Raw genomic sequence first — 15,620 nt, 5'->3', positions numbered from 1 at the left:
GGGGATGCTGGCAAACCCCAATTTTACCAGCAGGGGAACCTTGGAAACTGTCAGGGGCCGCCCATAGGCTGTCCCCATGAAGCTCACCAAGTACACCCACGCATGTGTCCGCTTGGAGAAGGACGGAAGCGTCCTTGTCATCGACCCCGGGGCCTTCTCGGAAGCGGAAGAAGCGCTGAAGGGAGCCCACGCAGTACTTATCACCCATGAGCACAACGACCATATTGACTCAGCCGCCGTTCTGGCCGCCCTGCGCAGCAACGATTCGCTGGAAGTCCATGCTCCGGCCGGTGTCGCCGCCGCACTGAAGGAAAACGGCGACGTCGCAGCTCGTGTGCACGTCGCCGAGCCCGGCTCGGACTTCCAGGCTGGCGGGTTTGGCGTCAGAACCTTCGGCGGCCAGCACGCGGTCATCCATCCCCAGATTCCGGTGGTGGCGAACATCGGTTATCTGGTGGACGGGAACGTGTTCCACCCGGGGGATTCCTTCGTGGTCCCGGACGGACTGGACGTCAAGACGCTCCTGGTCCCCATTCATGCGCCGTGGTCCAAGGTGGGCGAGGTCCTTGACTTCGTGATCTCCGTGCGTGCTCCCAAGGCATTCCCGGTCCATGATGCGCTGCTCAATGAGCTGGGACGGGGTCTTGTGGAAGGCCATGTCACGCGGATTGGTGCCCGCTACGGGACCGCCTACCAGACGCTTGCTCCGCGGGACTCCGTGGAGGTCTAGCCGGTCCAGGTTCCCGTGTCGTGGAAGTGCTTCAACACCGCTTCATACGGGGCGGGATCCAGCCCGTGTGAGGCAAGCCACGCTGCGTCGTTGTAGCTGCCTGCGTAGCGGTCGCCGCCGTCGCACATGAGCGAAACGATGCTGCCTTTGCGTCCCTCGGCGATCATGCCTGCAACCAACTGCCAGACGCCCCAGAGGTTGGTGCCGGTGGATGGTCCCGCGTGCAGGCCCGTGAGTTCGCGGAGATGCCGCATGGCTGCGACGGACGCGGCGTCGGGGACCTGGATCATGTGGTCGATCACCGCCGGGATGAAACTCGGTTCGGAGCGCGGACGGCCGATACCTTCGATGCGTGAGGGCAGCCCTGTGGCCGTGGAGGCGTCGCCGTCCCGCCATGCCGGGTAGAAGGCCGAATTTTCGGGATCAACTACGGCAAGGCGGGTGCTGTAGCGGTTGTAGCGGAGGTAGCGGCCGATCGTGGCACTGGTGCCGCCGGTGCCGGCTCCCACCACGATCCATTCGGGCACAGGGTGCTCTTCAAGGGACAGCTGTTCAAAGATGGATTCGGCAATGTTGTTGTTGCCCCTCCAGTCGGTTGCCCGTTCTGCGTGGGTGAACTGGTCCATGTAGTAGCCGCCGGACGTCTTCGCGGTCTCTTCAGCCACGGCATAGACCTCCGACGCGTGGTCCACGAACAGGCACGCGCCGCCGAAGTCTTCGATCAGTGCGATTTTTTCGGGGCTGGTTGTCCTGGTCATGACCGCGATGAACGGCAGGCCGATCAGACGGGCGAAGTAGGCCTCGGAGACCGCCGTGCTACCACTGGAAGCTTCGACGATGGTGGTGCCTTCGGTGATCCACCCGTTGACCAGGCCGTAGAGGAACAGTGAACGTGCCAGGCGGTGCTTGAGGCTGCCCGATCGGTGCGTGGACTCGTCCTTCAAGTACAGTTGCACGCCCCAATGCTCCGGGAGCGGCACTGCGTAAAGGTGGGTGTCTGCCGAACGGTTGTTCTCGGCCTCGATGGTACGGATGGCCTCGTTGGCCCAGGCCCTGTCCTGAATACACGAATTGCTCACTGGATAAGCCTAGGCTGGAATGCGGGCGCCGACAGCAACGGTGCCCGTGCCGTCGGACCGAAGGAGAACCCATGGACACTCTGATCAGCGCTGCAGGGCTTCGCAGGCGCCAGGAGTCGGGCGAGCGGACTGTGCTCCTGGATGTGCGTTGGGTCCTGGGCCGTAGCGACGGGCACAGCGAGTACCTGGCCGCCCATCTGCCGGCTGCGGTTTTCGTTGACCTCCCCTCAGAACTCGCCGACCACGCCCAGCCTGAACGGGGCCGCCACCCCTTGCCTGCCCCGGAACGCTTCCAAGCGGCTGCCCGCAGCTGGGGAATTAACGACGGCGACACGGTGGTGGCGTACGACAACAGCGGCAGCATGGCCGCGGCCCGCCTGTGGTGGATGCTGAGGAACGCAGGATTCGACTCCGTCTACTTGCTCGACGGCGGCCTTTCCGCTTGGCGTGCAAAAGGGTATCCGGTGGAAGAGGGGGAGGTGCGGCCCGCCGTCGGGAACGTGTCCTTGGGGGACGGCGCCATGCCGGTCATCACCGAAGAGGAAGCCGCACAGTGGTCCTGCCACGGGACGTTGCTGGATGCCCGGGCCGGGGAGCGTTACCGGGGTGAAGTGGAGCCTATCGACCCCAGGGCAGGACACATTCCGGGGGCCGTGAGTGCTCCAACCACGGAGAACGTGGCAGCCGACGGTACGTTCTTGCCGGCAGAGCAGCTCCGCCGACGGTTCGAAGACCTGGGCCTGGCAAATTCCAGCGATGTCGCCGTCTATTGCGGTTCCGGGGTGACGGCATCCCACGAGATTGCCGCTCTGCATATCGCTGGTTTCACGGCATCACTCTTTCCGGGATCTTTCTCGCAGTGGTCCAACAACTCCGGCAATCCGGTGGCTGTGGGTGCAGAACCGTTCGACGCCGACGCCGGGAGTGAAAGCCGTCACGCGGGTCAGAGTGGCACCAGCGCCACTGCCGGGAGTAGCGTCGAAGCATGACACCCGGACGCCCTGTGCCCCCGCCCCTTGCCAAGCCCATCTCCCTTGATCCGGACTGGACCGGCGTCGAAACCAGTACGCTTGCCGCAGCCTACGGCGCAACGGCACCGGACAGCGGGTTGGTGCCCCTGACCGTGGCACGCAGGGTCCCCACGGAAGATGACGTGGAGATCGCGATCGAATTCTGTGGGCTCTGCCATTCGGACGTCCATGCCACGCGCGGGGAATGGCGTGTTCCGCCCTACCCGCTGGTACCCGGGCATGAAATCGTAGGGCGGGTGACCCGTGTGGGCACCGGCGTGCAGGAATTTGCCCCCGGCGACCGCGTAGGCGTGGGCTGCATGGTGGACTCGTGCCGCGAATGTGACAGCTGCCTCGACGGCCTCGAACAATACTGCGAGCGGGGCAACATCGGTACCTATGGTGCAGCGGACCCCCGGCATGGTGGCGCTGTCACCCAGGGCGGATATTCGACGTCGGTGGTGGTTGACCGGCGGTTCGTGCTGAGGATCCCCGATGCGCTCGATCCCGCAGCAGCGGCGCCGCTGCTGTGTGCCGGGATCACCACGTACTCCCCGCTGCGGTACTTCGACGTCGAAGAAGGCGACACCGTGGGCGTTGTGGGCTTGGGCGGACTGGGTCACATGGCCGTCAAGATCGCCAAGGCCATGGGCGCGGAAGTCACTGTGTTCACCACCTCCGAATCCAAGTTCGACGCTGCCCGGGAACTTGGAGCTGACCACGTGGTCCTCTCCAAGGACTCCGAAGCCATGGAAGAAGCCAACCGCAGCATCGACGTCATCATCGACACTGTCGCTGCACCGCACGACCTCAACCCCTACTTCCGTACGCTCCGCCTGGACGGTGCCCTCTTCCAGCTGGGCCTTCCCGCCGACGACATGCCGCCTGTCAGCCCCGCGCTGCTCATCCGCCGACGGCTCGCCTATGCGGGCTCACTGATCGGAGGCATCGCCGAAACGCAGGAAATGCTGGACTTCTGTGCCGAACACGGCGTCGCCAGCGACATCGAGATCGTGGGAGCTGAACAGCTGAACCAGGCGTACGACCGCATGGTCGCCGGCGACGTGAAGTACCGTTTCGTTCTGGACACCGCAACACTTCAGGAACCATCGGAAAGGGCAGACGCATGAGCACGCTGTTCACCAGGATCATCGACGGGGAGATTCCCGGCCGCTTCGTCTGGAAGGACGATGAAGTGGTCGCCTTCCTGACCATCGCCCCGCTCACGCAAGGCCACACGTTGGTAGTGCCGCGTGAAGAAGTCGGCTCGTGGACGCATGCAAGCCCGGAACTGCTGGCCAAGGTCATGGACGTTGCCCAGAGCATCGGGAAAGTCCAGGAGGAGCTTTTTGACGCCAAGCGCGTGGGCGTCCTGATGGAAGGCTTCGAAGTGGAGCACCTGCACGTCCACGTGTGGCCGGCCTACTCCACTGCGGACTTCGAAGTGCACAACGTGGACCATAACCCGGACCCGGCGATCATGGACGCTACTGCGGTGAAGCTGCGTGCGGCCCTGCGGTCTGCCGGGCACGGGGACGCCATTCCGGCAGACTGATTCCATCCAAGAGTTAACCCGGCGGTGCTGAATCAGCTCCGCCGGGTTTTTGTTGGCTGCTATGCCGGGGCGAGTGCCTGGTTGAGGACGGTGCGTATGCGCTTCTCCGACACGGTGTAGGCGGTTCCGAGCTCTACTGCGAATAGGCTTACCCGCAGCTCTTCGATCATCCAGCGCACCCGGGTTAACTCGGTGCCTGCCCGACGTCCCGGCAGGAGGGCCGAAACGGCGTCATCGTAATCATCCTCAAGGCCTTGCACGACTGCCATGTTGAGGCTGTCGCGTTGGACGTTCCCAGGCAACTTCTCCAAGCGCTTCTCAATGGCCTGCAGGTACCGCGGCACTTGGCTCAATTGGGCGTAGCCCGTACGTGCCACAAAGCCCGGAAAGACCAACTGCTCCAACTGGCTCTTCATGTCATTGAGCGCACTGATCAAGGGCAGGCTCGCGTTGGACTTCAGTTCCTTCTGGATGCGGCGGGTGCTCGACAAGATACGCTCGACGACGGCGGTCACCGTGAACACGGTATCGATCAGTTCTGCCCGGACTACTTCATACAGCACATCAAAGGCCTGTCGGTCCCACGGAAGTTCCTGCGGCGTCAGCTTATCGATGGCAGCAAGGGCGCAGTCCGCGATCAGGGCGCTGACGGAGCCGTGCGGGTTCTGGCTGAACGTCAGCTTCTCCATGTTGCTCAAGTGCTCCAGCACGTAACGGTCGGGGGGCGGAATACGTAATGCCAGGAGCCGGATGACTCCGCCCCGCATGGCGGCCTCCTGTTCCTGCCGGGTCTGGAAGACCCGAAGCGCCACAGACTTGCCCTCATCGACCAAGGCGGGGAAACCAGTGACGGCATGGCCCTTAACGGTGCGCGTGACCTGGCGTTCCACGGTGCCAAAGTCCCATTCGGTGATCCCGCTCCTTTCTGCCACCGCGCCATCGCCCGCCGCTGAAGCGCCGGGCGCCGACTGCTGGCCGGTCGACGTACCAGGCGAGCTGGTTCCCGTTCCGCTCTTGGCGCGGGACGTCGTGGCCGGGGTGGCTCCGAGCGACTCGGCGATGGCGCGACGGGTAGCGGGCGCCAGCTTTTCCTGGAGTTCACCAAGGTCCTTGCCCTCGTCCAGGACCTTGCCTTTGCTGTCCACTACCTTGAAGCTCACGCGGAGGTGTGCCGGGACGGCATCCCAGTTCCACGAGCCCGGAGGGATGACATGCCCGCGCAAACGGCGCAGCACCAGTTCCAGGGAAGGCTCCAGCTCGTCGGTTGCGGGATCGAAGTCCGCCTCAAGTGCAGCGGTTGCCTGCCTTGCGACGTCGGGTGCCGGCACGAAGTTCTTGCGCACCTGCTTGGGCAGCGACTTGATGAGGGCCGTGACCAGTTCTGCACGTTGGCCGGGGATTTGCCAACGGAAGGGGGCGTCGTCCAGCTGGTTAAGGAACAACACCGGAACCTCAGCGGTCACGCCGTCGGAAGGGTTGGGAGCCGATCCCGGTGCGACGGGGTGGAACTCGTAGCTCAGCGGAAGCTCAAAGCCCTTATGAAGCCACGTCTTCGGATACGCGGAGTCGTCCAAGGACTCGGCTTCTTCGCTCATCAGGAGGGATTGGTCGAAGTCCAGAAGCGTGGGGTCCGTCTGGCGGGCCTCCTTCCACCACTTATCGAAGTGCCTCTCGGAGACCACGTCCTTGCCTACACGGGCGTCGTAGAACTCGAAGAGGGTCTGGTCATCCACCAGGATGTCGCGCCGCCGCATGCGCGTTTCGAGTTCTTCGATTTCCTGCAGCAGGGCACGGTTGCGGTGGAAGAACCTGTGGTGGGTCTTCCACTCACCCTCCACCAGGGCGTGCCGAATGAACAGTTCCCGGGACAGTTCGGGGTCGATCCGCCCGTAATTGACCCGGCGGTTGGGAATGATCGGCACACCATACAAGGTGACTTTTTCGTGGGCCAGGACGGCGCCCTGTCGCGAGGACCAGTGCGGTTCACTGTAGGAGCGCTTCACCAGGTCCGGTGCCACCTGCTCGGCCCACAAGGGGTCGAACTTCGCGGCAACGCGGGCCCAGAGGCGGCTGGTTTCCACCAGCTCGGCAGCCATGACAAACGCCGGCGATTTCTTAAACAGCGCGGAGCCCGGGAAGATCGCGAAACGGGTTCCCCGGGCACCGGCGTATTCACGCTTGCGCTCATCCAGGAGGCCGATGTGGCTCAGCAACCCTGAAAGCAGGCTGATGTGGATGCCCTCATAGTTGCCCACAGGATCTGCTTCGCGTTTGTTGTCCAGCGCGATGCCCAAGGGCTTGGCCATTTGCCGGAGCTGGGTGAACAGGTCCTGCCACTCCCGGACGCGCAAGTAGTTGATGAACTCGTTGCGGCACAGCCTGCGGAACTGGGTGGAGGAGAGCTCCTTTTGCTTTTCCTGGATGTAGTTCCAGAGATTGAGGAAGCCCGTAAAGTCCGAGATCTCATCGCGGAAACGTGCGTGTTTCTCCGCGGCGAGCTGCTGCTTGTCAGTTGGCCTCTCGCGCGGATCCTGGATGGTCAAAGCCGCGGCGAGGATCATGACTTCCCGGACGCAGCCGCGCTTGCCGGCCTCCACGATCATGCGGCCCAGCCTGGGATCAACCGGCAGTTGGGCAAGTTGAAGGCCGACGGCGGTCAGCCCGCCTCCGTTTCGGCCGTTGCCACCGGCATCGGCAGGCTTGGATGCACGCAGGGCGCCGAGTTCGCGTAGGAGAGTGACGCCGTCGTTGATGGCCCTTGAGTCCGGAGGTTCCACGAAGGGGAAGTTCTCGACGTCTTTCGGGCTCCGGGCGACCCCCATGGCTGTCATCTGGAGGATGACGGCCGCGAGGTTGGTGCGCAGGATCTCCGGGTCGGTGAATTGGGGACGCGACTCGAAGTCCTCTTCCGAGTAGAGCCGGATCGCAATGCCTTCGGACACGCGCCCACAACGCCCTGAGCGCTGGTTGGCAGAAGCCTGGGATACGCGTTCGATGGGAAGGCGCTGGACCTTGGTCCGGTGCGAGTACCGGGAGATGCGGGCAGTGCCGGTGTCGATGACGTACTTGATTCCCGGCACGGTCAACGATGTTTCCGCCACGTTGGTAGCCAGGATGATCCGTCGCTTGCCCCCAGGGTTGAAGACCTTGTGCTGTTCCTGAAGGCTCAAGCGCGCGAAGAGGGGCAGCACTTCAGTGCCGGCCAGCCGGCGGTTCGTTTGGATACGACCATTGATGGCTTCTGCCGCGTCACGGATTTCGCGTTCACCGGAGAAGAAGATGAGGATGTCGCCGGGTGCTTCCTTGGCGAGCTCGTCAACAGCGTCGCACACGGCATCAAGGGGATCGCGGTCCTCTTCGAGCTCGTCGTCAGAGTCTTCCTCGTCCGCACCCGCCGGTTGGGACAGCGGGCGGTACCGGATCTCCACCGGGTAGGTGCGCCCGGAAACCTCAATGATCGGCGCTGGATCTTCATCGCTGCCGAAGTGCTTGGCGAAGCGTTGGGGGTCGATGGTAGCGGAGGTGATGATGACCTTGAGGTCCGGCCGCTGGGGGAGGATCCGCTTGAGGTAGCCCAGGATGAAGTCGATGTTGAGGCTGCGCTCGTGAGCCTCGTCAATGATGATCGTGCTGTATTTCCGCAGCAGTTTGTCCCGCTGGATCTCCGCAAGCAGGATGCCGTCAGTCATCAGCTTGATCTTGGTGGACGCGCCCACCTCGCCGGTGAAACGGACCTGGAAACCGACCTCCTGGCCGATCTCGACGTCAAGTTCCGAGGCTATGCGTTCGGCAACAGTGCGTGCCGCGAGGCGGCGTGGCTGGGTGTGTCCGATCAGGCCCTTGTCTCCAAGGCCCAGTTCGAGGCACATCTTGGGGATCTGGGTGGTCTTACCCGAGCCGGTTTCGCCGGCAATGATGGTTACCTGGTTGGCCGCGATGGCCGCCATCAGATCCTCGCGGCGCTCGGATACGGGCAGCTCTGCGGGGTAGGAGATATGAAGTGTCATGGCTGCTGCAAGTCTACTGCGGCCTGGAACCGGCGTCCGCGTCCTCCGTCACAGTCCCGGCCGCTGCGCGCAGGCGATGGGAAAGGTCCAAGGCGAAGGTCCTGAATTCCTCGGGCTCGAGGATCTCGAAATCCATGTCCAAGGACGCCAGGTAGGCCGCAGAGGTAGCCAGGTTGTCCCAACCGGACCGCAGGATGGTGGCCCGACCGCCGTCGGCCGTCAACGTCGCGTACTGGGGACTGACGACGGCGGCCACCTCGGCGAGCGGCGCCCGGAGCCGCACGACGACGTCGAACCTGTACGGCGAACGGGTAATGGACTGCTGTACGTAGGCTGCCAGGTCCTCTGCAGGCAACGGCCGTGGCGTGTACTTCTTGCGTTCCGAAGGCAAGGAAGCAAAGCGGTCGGCGCGGAACGTCCGCCAACCTTCGCGCTCCAGGTCCCAGGCCACCAGGTACCAGCGGCGGCCCGTGTCCACCAGCCTGTAGGGTTCCACCAGACGACGCGCCGAATCGCCGTCGGACCTGACGTACTCGAAGGAAATCTGCCGCCTGTCCGATATCGCGGCCGAAACCACGGTCAACTGTTGCGGATCAACGCTCGCTGCATTGCTGGGAAGGGTGGTTACGGCCGCCTTCAACATGGCGAACTTGGGGCGAAGCCTGGAGGGCAGGACCTGTTCCAGCTTTGCCAACGCACGCACCGAGGCTTCCCCGATTCCAGCCACCGGGCCTGCGGCGACGGAATTTAAGCCTAAGGCGACGGCCAACGCTTCGTTGTCGTCCAGAAGGAGCGGTGGGAGCTGCGCGCCCGCGCCGAGCTGGTAGCCGCCGGCGATTCCGGGGGTGGCATGAATGGGGTAGCCGAGGTTGCGGAGCTTGTCGATGTCGCGGCGCACTGTCCGTTCTGTGACGCCCATGCGGTCAGCCAGGTCTGGTCCGGTCCACTCCCGGCGAACCTGCAACAGCGATAAGAGTTGGAGGAGCCGGGCTGAGGTTTGGATCATGCAAGCGAATCTAGTCCATGCCGCCGCCCGGCGGGTCCGGAACGTAGGGACGCCCGCCGTTCGGGGAATCCTGCAGAATTCCGCGAAGGGTCGGGCGTCGATTGAAGAATGGATGAGGGTGGGTTGCAGGTTGGATCGCAGGGCCGTTGGATTCCTCAGTAGATCCGGGGGTTCCAGTACGGGCTGCTTGGAGCGTCGAAAGCGCTCCACGGTTCCTTGGAGTTGATCGGCGGGTTGTGGCCGCGGCCATCCTTCAACAGTGCTGAAACGGTGGCTGCGACGGCGGTGAGGAGGACGATGAAGAGGATGATTCCGAAGATTTCCATGCCTCCAGCCTGCTCCTGTGACAGAACAAGAAACAGTGGCAGAAATGCCCCATTTAGATAATTTTCTGCCACACTGGATGTATGTTGAAATCAGTGGCGGTGATCGTTGTCCCCAACTTCTCGATCTTCGAATTCGGCACGGCTTTCGAAGTGTTCGGCATTGACAGGACGGACCGGGGCGCTGGAGTTCCGGGCTTTGATTTCCGGGTCTGCGCCCCGGAACCGGGCGACATCCGGATGAAGTCGGGACTCTCCATGCATGTGGAGAACGGTCTTGAGGCGGCAGCCGATGCGGACCTCGTGATCATGACGCCTTTCGGCCGGGACCAAGAGCTCCCCGAGTCCGTGCTGGAGGCCCTGCGCGCGGCACACGCGCGGGGAGCATGGGTCATGTCCATCTGTTCAGGGGCTTACGCGCTGGCCCGCGCCGGTTTGTTGGACGGGCGCCGCTGCACCACCCACTGGCACTACTCCCAGGACCTCGCCGCGCGCTATCCGGAGATCATCGTGGACGAGAATGTCCTTTACGTCCAGGACGGCACCATCATCACCAGTGCAGGCACGGCAGCCGGAATCGATGCTTGCCTTCACCTGGTCCGTGTCGAACTGGGAGCCAACGTCGCCGCGGCCATCGCCCGAGACATGGTAGTTCCACCGCACCGCGACGGCGGCCAGGCCCAGTTCATCGACCGTCCCATGCCGCGATGCGGATCCGCGCCCATGGAGGAACTCCTTCGCTGGATGGTGCAGCACCTTGACCAGGAACACAGCGTCAACGACCTCGCCGCCCGGCTCCACATGTCTCCCCGCACGTTCGCGCGCCGGTTCCGTGCGGAAACCGGAGCAACACCCGCCGCATGGCTGAATTCCCAACGCGTGCTAAGGGCCCAGGAACTGCTGGAGAGTACGGAACTGAACATCGACGAGATCGCCCGCGAGGCAGGGTTTGGGCATTCGGTTCTTCTCCGCCATCACTTCACGAAGGTGCTGGACACGAGCCCACAGAGCTACCGCCGGGCGTTCCGCGGTCAGTTGGCCGAGGCCATCTAGCCTTCGCGTCAGCGCCGACCGCCCCGCGTCCCGCGTGACTCCGAGCCCTCAGCCTTGGCGCACTCCACCAGTTCCTGCCACGGGCCCGTAACGGCCCGCTCGGGTAGGGTGGCGCGGCGTTGGCCGGCCCTGATCGAGTACATGAAACGATCCGGTTCGTTGAGCGTGCGGTCCATGGCCTGTGCCTCGTCCCATGGGCACGCCTCAACGATAGGAACCCACCGTTCCTTCTCGTCGGAAGACACGGCGTCGACGATCCAGACGCGCGTCATCGCCGCGATTCCTCCACTGCGTTGGACGGTGATCTTCATGACCGGGCTGCTTCTCGTTCGACCTTCAGATGCCAGTCACCCGGCGGGTCTGAACACGGCCGTGGGTCCCGCCAGCTGACTAAACCTTGACCTTCACAGTGTCCCACGCCTTCAGGACGGCGTCATGCTCCGCTGAACCCGCACCGAACAGTTCTTCTGCCGTAGCGGCCGTGGTCCTGGCAAATTTTCCGAAGGTGCAGGTCGCGGGCAGCGCCCCACTGGTCAAGGTGCCGTACCAAATCTGGCCGGGAGCCTCCCAGGCGTTGCCTCCCAAAGCGGCGCTAACAAGGTAGAAGGCCCTGTTGGGGATGCCCGAGTTGATGTGCACACCGCCGTTGTCGGCACTGGTCCTGACGTAGGTGTCCATGGAGTCCGGCTGGGGGTCCTTGCCCAGGACGTCGTCGTCGTATGCGGTACCGGGAGCTTTCATCGAGCGAAGAGCGGCACCCTGGACCTGATCGGTAAAGAGGCCCTCACCGATAAGCCAACTGGCCTGCTCAACGGATTCCTTCTTCGCGAACTGCTCCACGAGCACCCCGAAGACGTCCGACATCGACTCGTTGAGGGCCCCGGCCTGGTTGCGGTAGGCGAGATTGGCGGTGTACTGGGTCACGCCGTGGGCAAGTTCGTGGCCGATAACGCTCACGGACTTGGTGAAGCGCTGGAAGATCTGGCCGTCCCCATCGCCGAAGACCATTTGGCTTCCATCCCAGAACGCATTGTCGTACAGCTTGCCGTAGTGAACGGATGCGTCGAGGGGAAGGCCGGCGTCGTCAATCGAATCCCGGCCGAAGATCTCGCCGTACAGCCGGTGGGTGTTTCCCAATCCCTCATAGGCTTCGTCCGCGGCGGAGTCCCCGGCCGCCGGGGCGCCTTCCTTCCGGACGACACGGCCAGGCAGCGTCTCCAGGCTCCCGGCGTCGTAGATGGTCCGCTTCGGTGGCCCAGGCTTGGCCTGGCGCGCGCTTGGCGGTGCCGCTGGAAGGGGCGCCGTCCGAATGGCCTGCAGGTCCTTGATGTGCAGCAGGGATTCCTTGGCCGCCCGGGCAACTGCCCGCAGTCGTGGTTCGTTTTGCGCAGCAATCCTACGGAGCATGTACGGCGGGACGATTGAGCAAATCACGGCAAACCCCTTTGGCTATGGACTATGACCATCTGGGATCAGCCTAGGAGCAGGGGCGGACAAAATAGTGTTGGAGACCCGGCAAGCCCTGAAGTGATAGTGGGTAACCGGGAGACAAAAATACCCCGCCAGCAGGGCTGGCGGGGTATTTCGTTGTGCCCTCGATAGGATTCGAACCTACGGCCTTCTGCTCCGGAGGCAGACGCTCTATCCCCTGAGCTACGAGGGCATCCAGGGTTCCCTCCGTTGCCGGTGGGACGTCCTAGAGCTTAGCAGCCACTGACCCGCAAATGAAAACCGCAAACCCCATGTTGGTAAGTACTTGTTCAGTACCCCGCGAAAGAGTCCACATGAACGCGTCGGGCACCTGCACCGCGGGCCGCCGCCCGCAGCGAGTCCACGCTTGAGGGCGAACCGGAGACAAACACCTCCCGTTCGACGATATCCGGCACCAGCTCCTTCAGGCGCCCTGCATCGATCCGTGACGTTCCGGCGTCGTGCATGAACTCCGGGGGAGCGGAACCGTCCGCGAGCCGGGCAATCACTTTCGCCCCTGAGGCTTCCAACTGGCTGGTTCCGGCCAATTCGGCGCTGCTTTTGGCGAGGTACAGCACCACCGTGTCCCGATGTCCCGAATCGGACGCAAGCTGCGACAGGAACGGGGTGATCCCGATCCCTGCCGCCATCAGCAGTACGGGTTTGCCGGCGTCGTGCGGGAGGAGGAAGTCACCACCCACCGCCGTCGCAGAGACGGTATCTCCGGGACTAAGCGCCAACAATGCCTTCTTGGCAGTGGACAACGGCTCAGCCGTGCCGACGCCGAACGTCACCTCCGCCGCGCCGGGCGGGTTGGTCATGCTGAAGACCCGGCGACGCCCCTTCCCATCAGAGCCGGAATGCGGCAGGTTCAATTCCATGAATTGGCCGGCGGCGAACCTGACAGGCCGCTGAGGTTCGAACCTGAACTCCGTGCTCCCCGGCGTCAAAGCACGCGAACCCTTGAAGACCAGCTCGACACCGCCCCGCTGGCCCAGGAAGAACGCGATGAGGTTGCCAAGCAGCAACGCCAGTTCCGGGGAGTTGGCGACGAAACCGAGGTTGTAGGGGACAGCAAAGACAACACCCACGACGGCGGCAAGCGCCAGCTGCTGCCAGCGGCGGGGAGGGAGGGTGAGGGGCTCCGAAAGCATGAATCCCACAAAAAAGAGCAAGGGACGCTGAGCCAGGGGCTGCCACAGAGCCTGTCCGAACGTCATGCCCCGGCTCAGGAGTTCAGTGGTGATGATGCCGGTGGCGGCTACCAGGAACACCGTTGCCATGAGTATCTTCCGGGTGCGGTACAGGACAACCAGCACCCCGGGCACCAGGAGCCAGAGCATCGCCGGAGTCGCAGCCCACCAGGTCGCGATGTTCAGGCCCGTCAGGCCAGTCAGGAAAGCACCGGCAGCGGCAGGGTTGAAGATGTGCCGCCCACGGAATGCCAGCGCGTACTTGGAAACGCTCGCCAACACGCATGCCAGCGCCACGCCGGCCATGTCAGTTGCCCCGAACGCCGGCCAGAACAGGAAGTACAGCAGTAGCCCTGTGATGAGGGAGGACTCCGAGTGCGGCCTGACGCGGAACACCACGGCCAGCAAACGATTGGACAAGTACGTCAGTCCAACGCAGAGGACAAGGTGCACCAGCATCTCCGGGATGCCGAACGTTAGCCAACCCAGCACATTCAGGACCATGCTGTAGGCAACCAGGATGCCAAGGACCCAGAGAATCAAGCGGTACATGGTGAAGCGTCCCAACCAGGTATCCAGTCGGGACTTAGCGGCAATCATGAAAACAGTCTCCCCTCAAATACCGCCGAATACGTGGCAGCACCCGCCGATGACACCTTGAGCCACGAGAACTCAAACTCGTCCTCCAACGGCCCCGGCTCCATCATGAACAATGCCGTGGCCAGCGCATCCGCCTCCAAGGCGCTCGCAGCCATGGTCCACGTTGCAACAGTGGTTTGGATGGGCCTGCCAGTGGCGCCATCGAGTACATGGTGCAGCCCATCACCCCAGGCGCGCCTGTTGGACGCCGAGGCGCACAACGCGGAGTTGGCCAGTTCAACGGTGCCAATGGCCTGCTTCGGGTTGTAGGGATGTTCCAACGCAACGACCACGGGATGGGTACCGGCATGCAGCATGTCACCGCTGCCGTCCACCAGGAAATCGGTATGGCCGGAAGCCCGCAGGACCTCCCCCAGGAGATCCACCAACTGTCCCTTCCCCGCGGCGCCGACATCCAGGACCACTGGTTTGGTGACCATGAGTTCCCGGCCGGTCCACTCCAGGGTGCCTTCCCACTGGGGTGGGGCCTGCGGGCTGCCCGAGGTTGCCAAGGTGTAACCGGCGTCGTAGCCGAGCCGCTCAAGGCTGCTCCCGATGAGCGGCGTCATCCTTCCACCACTGAGCCGGTACAGGGCCGAATAGACCCTTTGCAAGCCACATGCGTGATCAGGAAGCGTGATGCGCCCCGGGCTGCGGGACAGGCTGGACACCAGCGAGTCCGGCCGGAACCGGGACCAAACTTCGTCGTAAGCCGAAACTGTGCCAAGCAGTTGGTTCCGGACCCCGGCGGCCAGGGCGTCCGGTGTCGAAATTTCCCACCGGGTACCGATCCCCTCGAAGCCGAAAAGGCTCCAGCCTGGGTGCGGCATGGCTGCTACTTGGCCTGGGACTTGATCTGTTGCACGGCATCGTTGAAGCCGCCGGAAGTCAGGGACGAACCGGCCACCTTGGAGACGTTCAGTTCATCGATGTCCTTGCCGACAATCTGACCCGCGATGCCACTGGCAAATTCACCCTGGAACTTCTTGGTGTTCGGATTGGAGGGGTGGGTTGTGATGTTGACCGCAGTGACCTTATCCGCAGCCAACGTCAGCTCAACGCCCACTGTTTCCTGGCCGTTGGGCGAGGTGTAGGTGCCGTCAGCGCTGTAGGTGCCGTCCTTGTAGCTGGATGCTCCGCTGGCTGCGGATCCCTGCGACGAGGGCGAGGTGGTGGAGACCTGGCCGCCGTTCTGGGTAGCGGGAGTCTCCACGGCCGGCGATTCAGCCTTGGGGGCGCAGGCCGCAGCCGTCCCGATGATGGAGAGGCCGGCAAATCCAACGTAGAGGCTCTTCCGGAGTGGCGTAGTCATGGTTCTACTCGTTTCAACTGGACGTTCGACTGGACCGGTATGCATAAGGGGCAATGACTCCAAAGTCCTTGCTTGTCCCGGGAGGCCGCTCAGGCCGTCCCCTTACGTGTTCATAACGTTGAAATGAGCCTAATGGTTCAGTCTGTGCCGGCCGCCAGCCAAACCTGTGCCAAGGCTGTGTCGAAAGTATCCACATACGGCAGCCTCAATTCCGCGACTTTGCGGGCCCCCGGTAGGCTAGAT

The 15,620-nt window shown here is 63.5% G+C and carries 14 protein-coding genes and 1 tRNA gene; 5 read left to right on the top strand and 10 right to left on the bottom strand.

The window, feature by feature from the left end; translation table 11 throughout:
• Positions 1 to 76 precede the first annotated feature (76 nt).
• A complete protein-coding gene (locus J2Y68_RS14820) occupies positions 77 to 730 on the top strand; it encodes an MBL fold metallo-hydrolase (RefSeq protein ID WP_309994510.1) in 654 nt (217 codons plus the stop codon).
• On the opposite strand, the gene cds1 is transcribed toward J2Y68_RS14820, so the two are convergent.
• The gene (gene cds1 / locus J2Y68_RS14815) at positions 727 to 1,809 is read right to left on the bottom strand and encodes an L-cysteine desulfhydrase Cds1 (RefSeq protein WP_309994509.1); all 1,083 of its coding nucleotides are present in this window, start codon (positions 1,807 to 1,809) and stop codon (positions 727 to 729) included. The genes J2Y68_RS14820 and cds1 overlap by 4 nt on opposite strands.
• A 71-nt stretch (positions 1,810 to 1,880) precedes the next feature.
• Between cds1 and J2Y68_RS14810 the strand changes: the two genes are divergently transcribed.
• From J2Y68_RS14810 to J2Y68_RS14800, 3 genes are read left to right on the top strand one after another with little or no spacing between them, the layout of a single operon-like run.
• Positions 1,881 to 2,798: a sulfurtransferase gene (locus tag J2Y68_RS14810; RefSeq protein WP_309994508.1), complete on the top strand. Its 918-nt coding sequence runs from the start codon at positions 1,881 to 1,883 to the stop codon at positions 2,796 to 2,798.
• The gene (locus J2Y68_RS14805; RefSeq protein WP_309994507.1) at positions 2,795 to 3,949 is read left to right on the top strand and encodes an NAD(P)-dependent alcohol dehydrogenase; all 1,155 of its coding nucleotides are present in this window, start codon (positions 2,795 to 2,797) and stop codon (positions 3,947 to 3,949) included. Before J2Y68_RS14810 ends, J2Y68_RS14805 begins: the two co-directional genes overlap by 4 nt.
• Positions 3,946 to 4,374 carry an HIT family protein gene (locus J2Y68_RS14800; protein WP_309994506.1) on the top strand — a complete coding sequence of 143 codons (429 nt, stop codon included), beginning with the start codon at positions 3,946 to 3,948 and terminating at the stop codon, positions 4,372 to 4,374. Before J2Y68_RS14805 ends, J2Y68_RS14800 begins: the two co-directional genes overlap by 4 nt.
• Positions 4,375 to 4,433: 59 nt before the next feature.
• Here J2Y68_RS14800 and hrpA read toward each other — a convergent pair whose 3' ends face one another.
• From hrpA to J2Y68_RS14785, 3 genes are all read right to left on the bottom strand, one after another.
• Complete coding sequence (hrpA, locus tag J2Y68_RS14795) at positions 4,434 to 8,381, bottom strand: ATP-dependent RNA helicase HrpA (protein WP_309994505.1); 3,948 nt, start codon at positions 8,379 to 8,381, stop codon at positions 4,434 to 4,436.
• Between the two features lie 13 nt (positions 8,382 to 8,394).
• Positions 8,395 to 9,387, bottom strand: a complete 993-nt coding sequence (locus tag J2Y68_RS14790; RefSeq protein ID WP_309994504.1) for a helix-turn-helix transcriptional regulator — start codon at positions 9,385 to 9,387, stop codon at positions 8,395 to 8,397.
• 155 nt (positions 9,388 to 9,542) lie between these two features.
• Positions 9,543 to 9,713 (bottom strand): hypothetical protein, encoded by a 171-nt coding sequence (locus J2Y68_RS14785; RefSeq protein WP_309994503.1) that lies wholly within the window; start codon positions 9,711 to 9,713, stop codon positions 9,543 to 9,545.
• 81 nt (positions 9,714 to 9,794) lie between these two features.
• Between J2Y68_RS14785 and J2Y68_RS14780 the strand changes: the two genes are divergently transcribed.
• Positions 9,795 to 10,763, top strand: coding sequence for a GlxA family transcriptional regulator (locus tag J2Y68_RS14780; protein ID WP_309994502.1), 969 nt, complete (start codon positions 9,795 to 9,797; stop codon positions 10,761 to 10,763).
• Positions 10,764 to 10,771: 8 nt separating this feature from the next.
• Here J2Y68_RS14780 and J2Y68_RS14775 read toward each other — a convergent pair whose 3' ends face one another.
• The 6 genes from J2Y68_RS14775 to J2Y68_RS14750 all read right to left on the bottom strand — a co-directional run bounded on the left by J2Y68_RS14775 (position 10,772) and on the right by J2Y68_RS14750 (position 15,377).
• A complete protein-coding gene (locus J2Y68_RS14775; protein ID WP_309994501.1) occupies positions 10,772 to 11,074 on the bottom strand; it encodes a protealysin inhibitor emfourin in 303 nt (100 codons plus the stop codon).
• 79 nt (positions 11,075 to 11,153) lie between these two features.
• Positions 11,154 to 12,170, bottom strand: coding sequence for a M4 family metallopeptidase (locus J2Y68_RS14770; RefSeq protein WP_309994583.1), 1,017 nt, complete (start codon positions 12,168 to 12,170; stop codon positions 11,154 to 11,156).
• Positions 12,171 to 12,353: 183 nt separating this feature from the next.
• Positions 12,354 to 12,426: transfer RNA gene (locus tag J2Y68_RS14765), tRNA-Arg, on the bottom strand.
• A gap of 97 nt (positions 12,427 to 12,523) precedes the next feature.
• A complete protein-coding gene (locus J2Y68_RS14760) occupies positions 12,524 to 14,026 on the bottom strand; it encodes an FAD-dependent oxidoreductase (protein ID WP_309994500.1) in 1,503 nt (500 codons plus the stop codon).
• Entirely contained in the window at positions 14,023 to 14,895 is an 873-nt protein-coding gene (locus J2Y68_RS14755; protein WP_309994499.1) for an FAD:protein FMN transferase, read from the bottom strand. The genes J2Y68_RS14760 and J2Y68_RS14755 overlap by 4 nt, the downstream gene beginning before the upstream one ends.
• Positions 14,896 to 14,900: 5 nt before the next feature.
• The gene (locus J2Y68_RS14750) at positions 14,901 to 15,377 is read right to left on the bottom strand and encodes an FMN-binding protein (protein ID WP_309994498.1); all 477 of its coding nucleotides are present in this window, start codon (positions 15,375 to 15,377) and stop codon (positions 14,901 to 14,903) included.
• Positions 15,378 to 15,620: the final 243 nt, after the last annotated feature.

It is taken from the genome of Paenarthrobacter nitroguajacolicus, from assembly GCF_031455195.1.
Classification (GTDB): domain Bacteria; phylum Actinomycetota; class Actinomycetes; order Actinomycetales; family Micrococcaceae; genus Arthrobacter; species Arthrobacter nitroguajacolicus_D.
The sequence above is the reverse complement of the archived record's forward strand: the minus strand, read 5'-3'. Positions and strand labels throughout refer to the sequence as shown.

Bases quoted from the DNA above. Each gene is read 5' to 3' on its own strand.
- J2Y68_RS14785 (WP_309994503.1), bottom strand. From the start codon at position 9,713: ATGGAAATCTTCGGAATCATCCTCTTCATCGTCCTCCTCACCGCCGTC.
- J2Y68_RS14790 (WP_309994504.1), bottom strand. From the start codon at position 9,387: ATGATCCAAACCTCAGCCCGGCTCCTCCAACTCTTATCGCTGTTGCAG.
- J2Y68_RS14820 (WP_309994510.1), top strand. From the start codon at position 77: ATGAAGCTCACCAAGTACACCCACGCATGTGTCCGCTTGGAGAAGGAC.
- J2Y68_RS14810 (WP_309994508.1), top strand. From the start codon at position 1,881: ATGGACACTCTGATCAGCGCTGCAGGGCTTCGCAGGCGCCAGGAGTCG.
- J2Y68_RS14780 (WP_309994502.1), top strand. From the start codon at position 9,795: ATGTTGAAATCAGTGGCGGTGATCGTTGTCCCCAACTTCTCGATCTTC.
- J2Y68_RS14755 (WP_309994499.1), bottom strand. From the start codon at position 14,895: ATGCCGCACCCAGGCTGGAGCCTTTTCGGCTTCGAGGGGATCGGTACC.
- J2Y68_RS14750 (WP_309994498.1), bottom strand. From the start codon at position 15,377: ATGACTACGCCACTCCGGAAGAGCCTCTACGTTGGATTTGCCGGCCTC.
- J2Y68_RS14805 (WP_309994507.1), top strand. From the start codon at position 2,795: ATGACACCCGGACGCCCTGTGCCCCCGCCCCTTGCCAAGCCCATCTCC.
- J2Y68_RS14775 (WP_309994501.1), bottom strand. From the start codon at position 11,074: ATGAAGATCACCGTCCAACGCAGTGGAGGAATCGCGGCGATGACGCGC.
- J2Y68_RS14760 (WP_309994500.1), bottom strand. From the start codon at position 14,026: ATGATTGCCGCTAAGTCCCGACTGGATACCTGGTTGGGACGCTTCACC.
- J2Y68_RS14770 (WP_309994583.1), bottom strand. From the start codon at position 12,170: ATGCTCCGTAGGATTGCTGCGCAAAACGAACCACGACTGCGGGCAGTT.
- J2Y68_RS14800 (WP_309994506.1), top strand. From the start codon at position 3,946: ATGAGCACGCTGTTCACCAGGATCATCGACGGGGAGATTCCCGGCCGC.
- hrpA (WP_309994505.1), bottom strand. From the start codon at position 8,381: ATGACACTTCATATCTCCTACCCCGCAGAGCTGCCCGTATCCGAGCGC.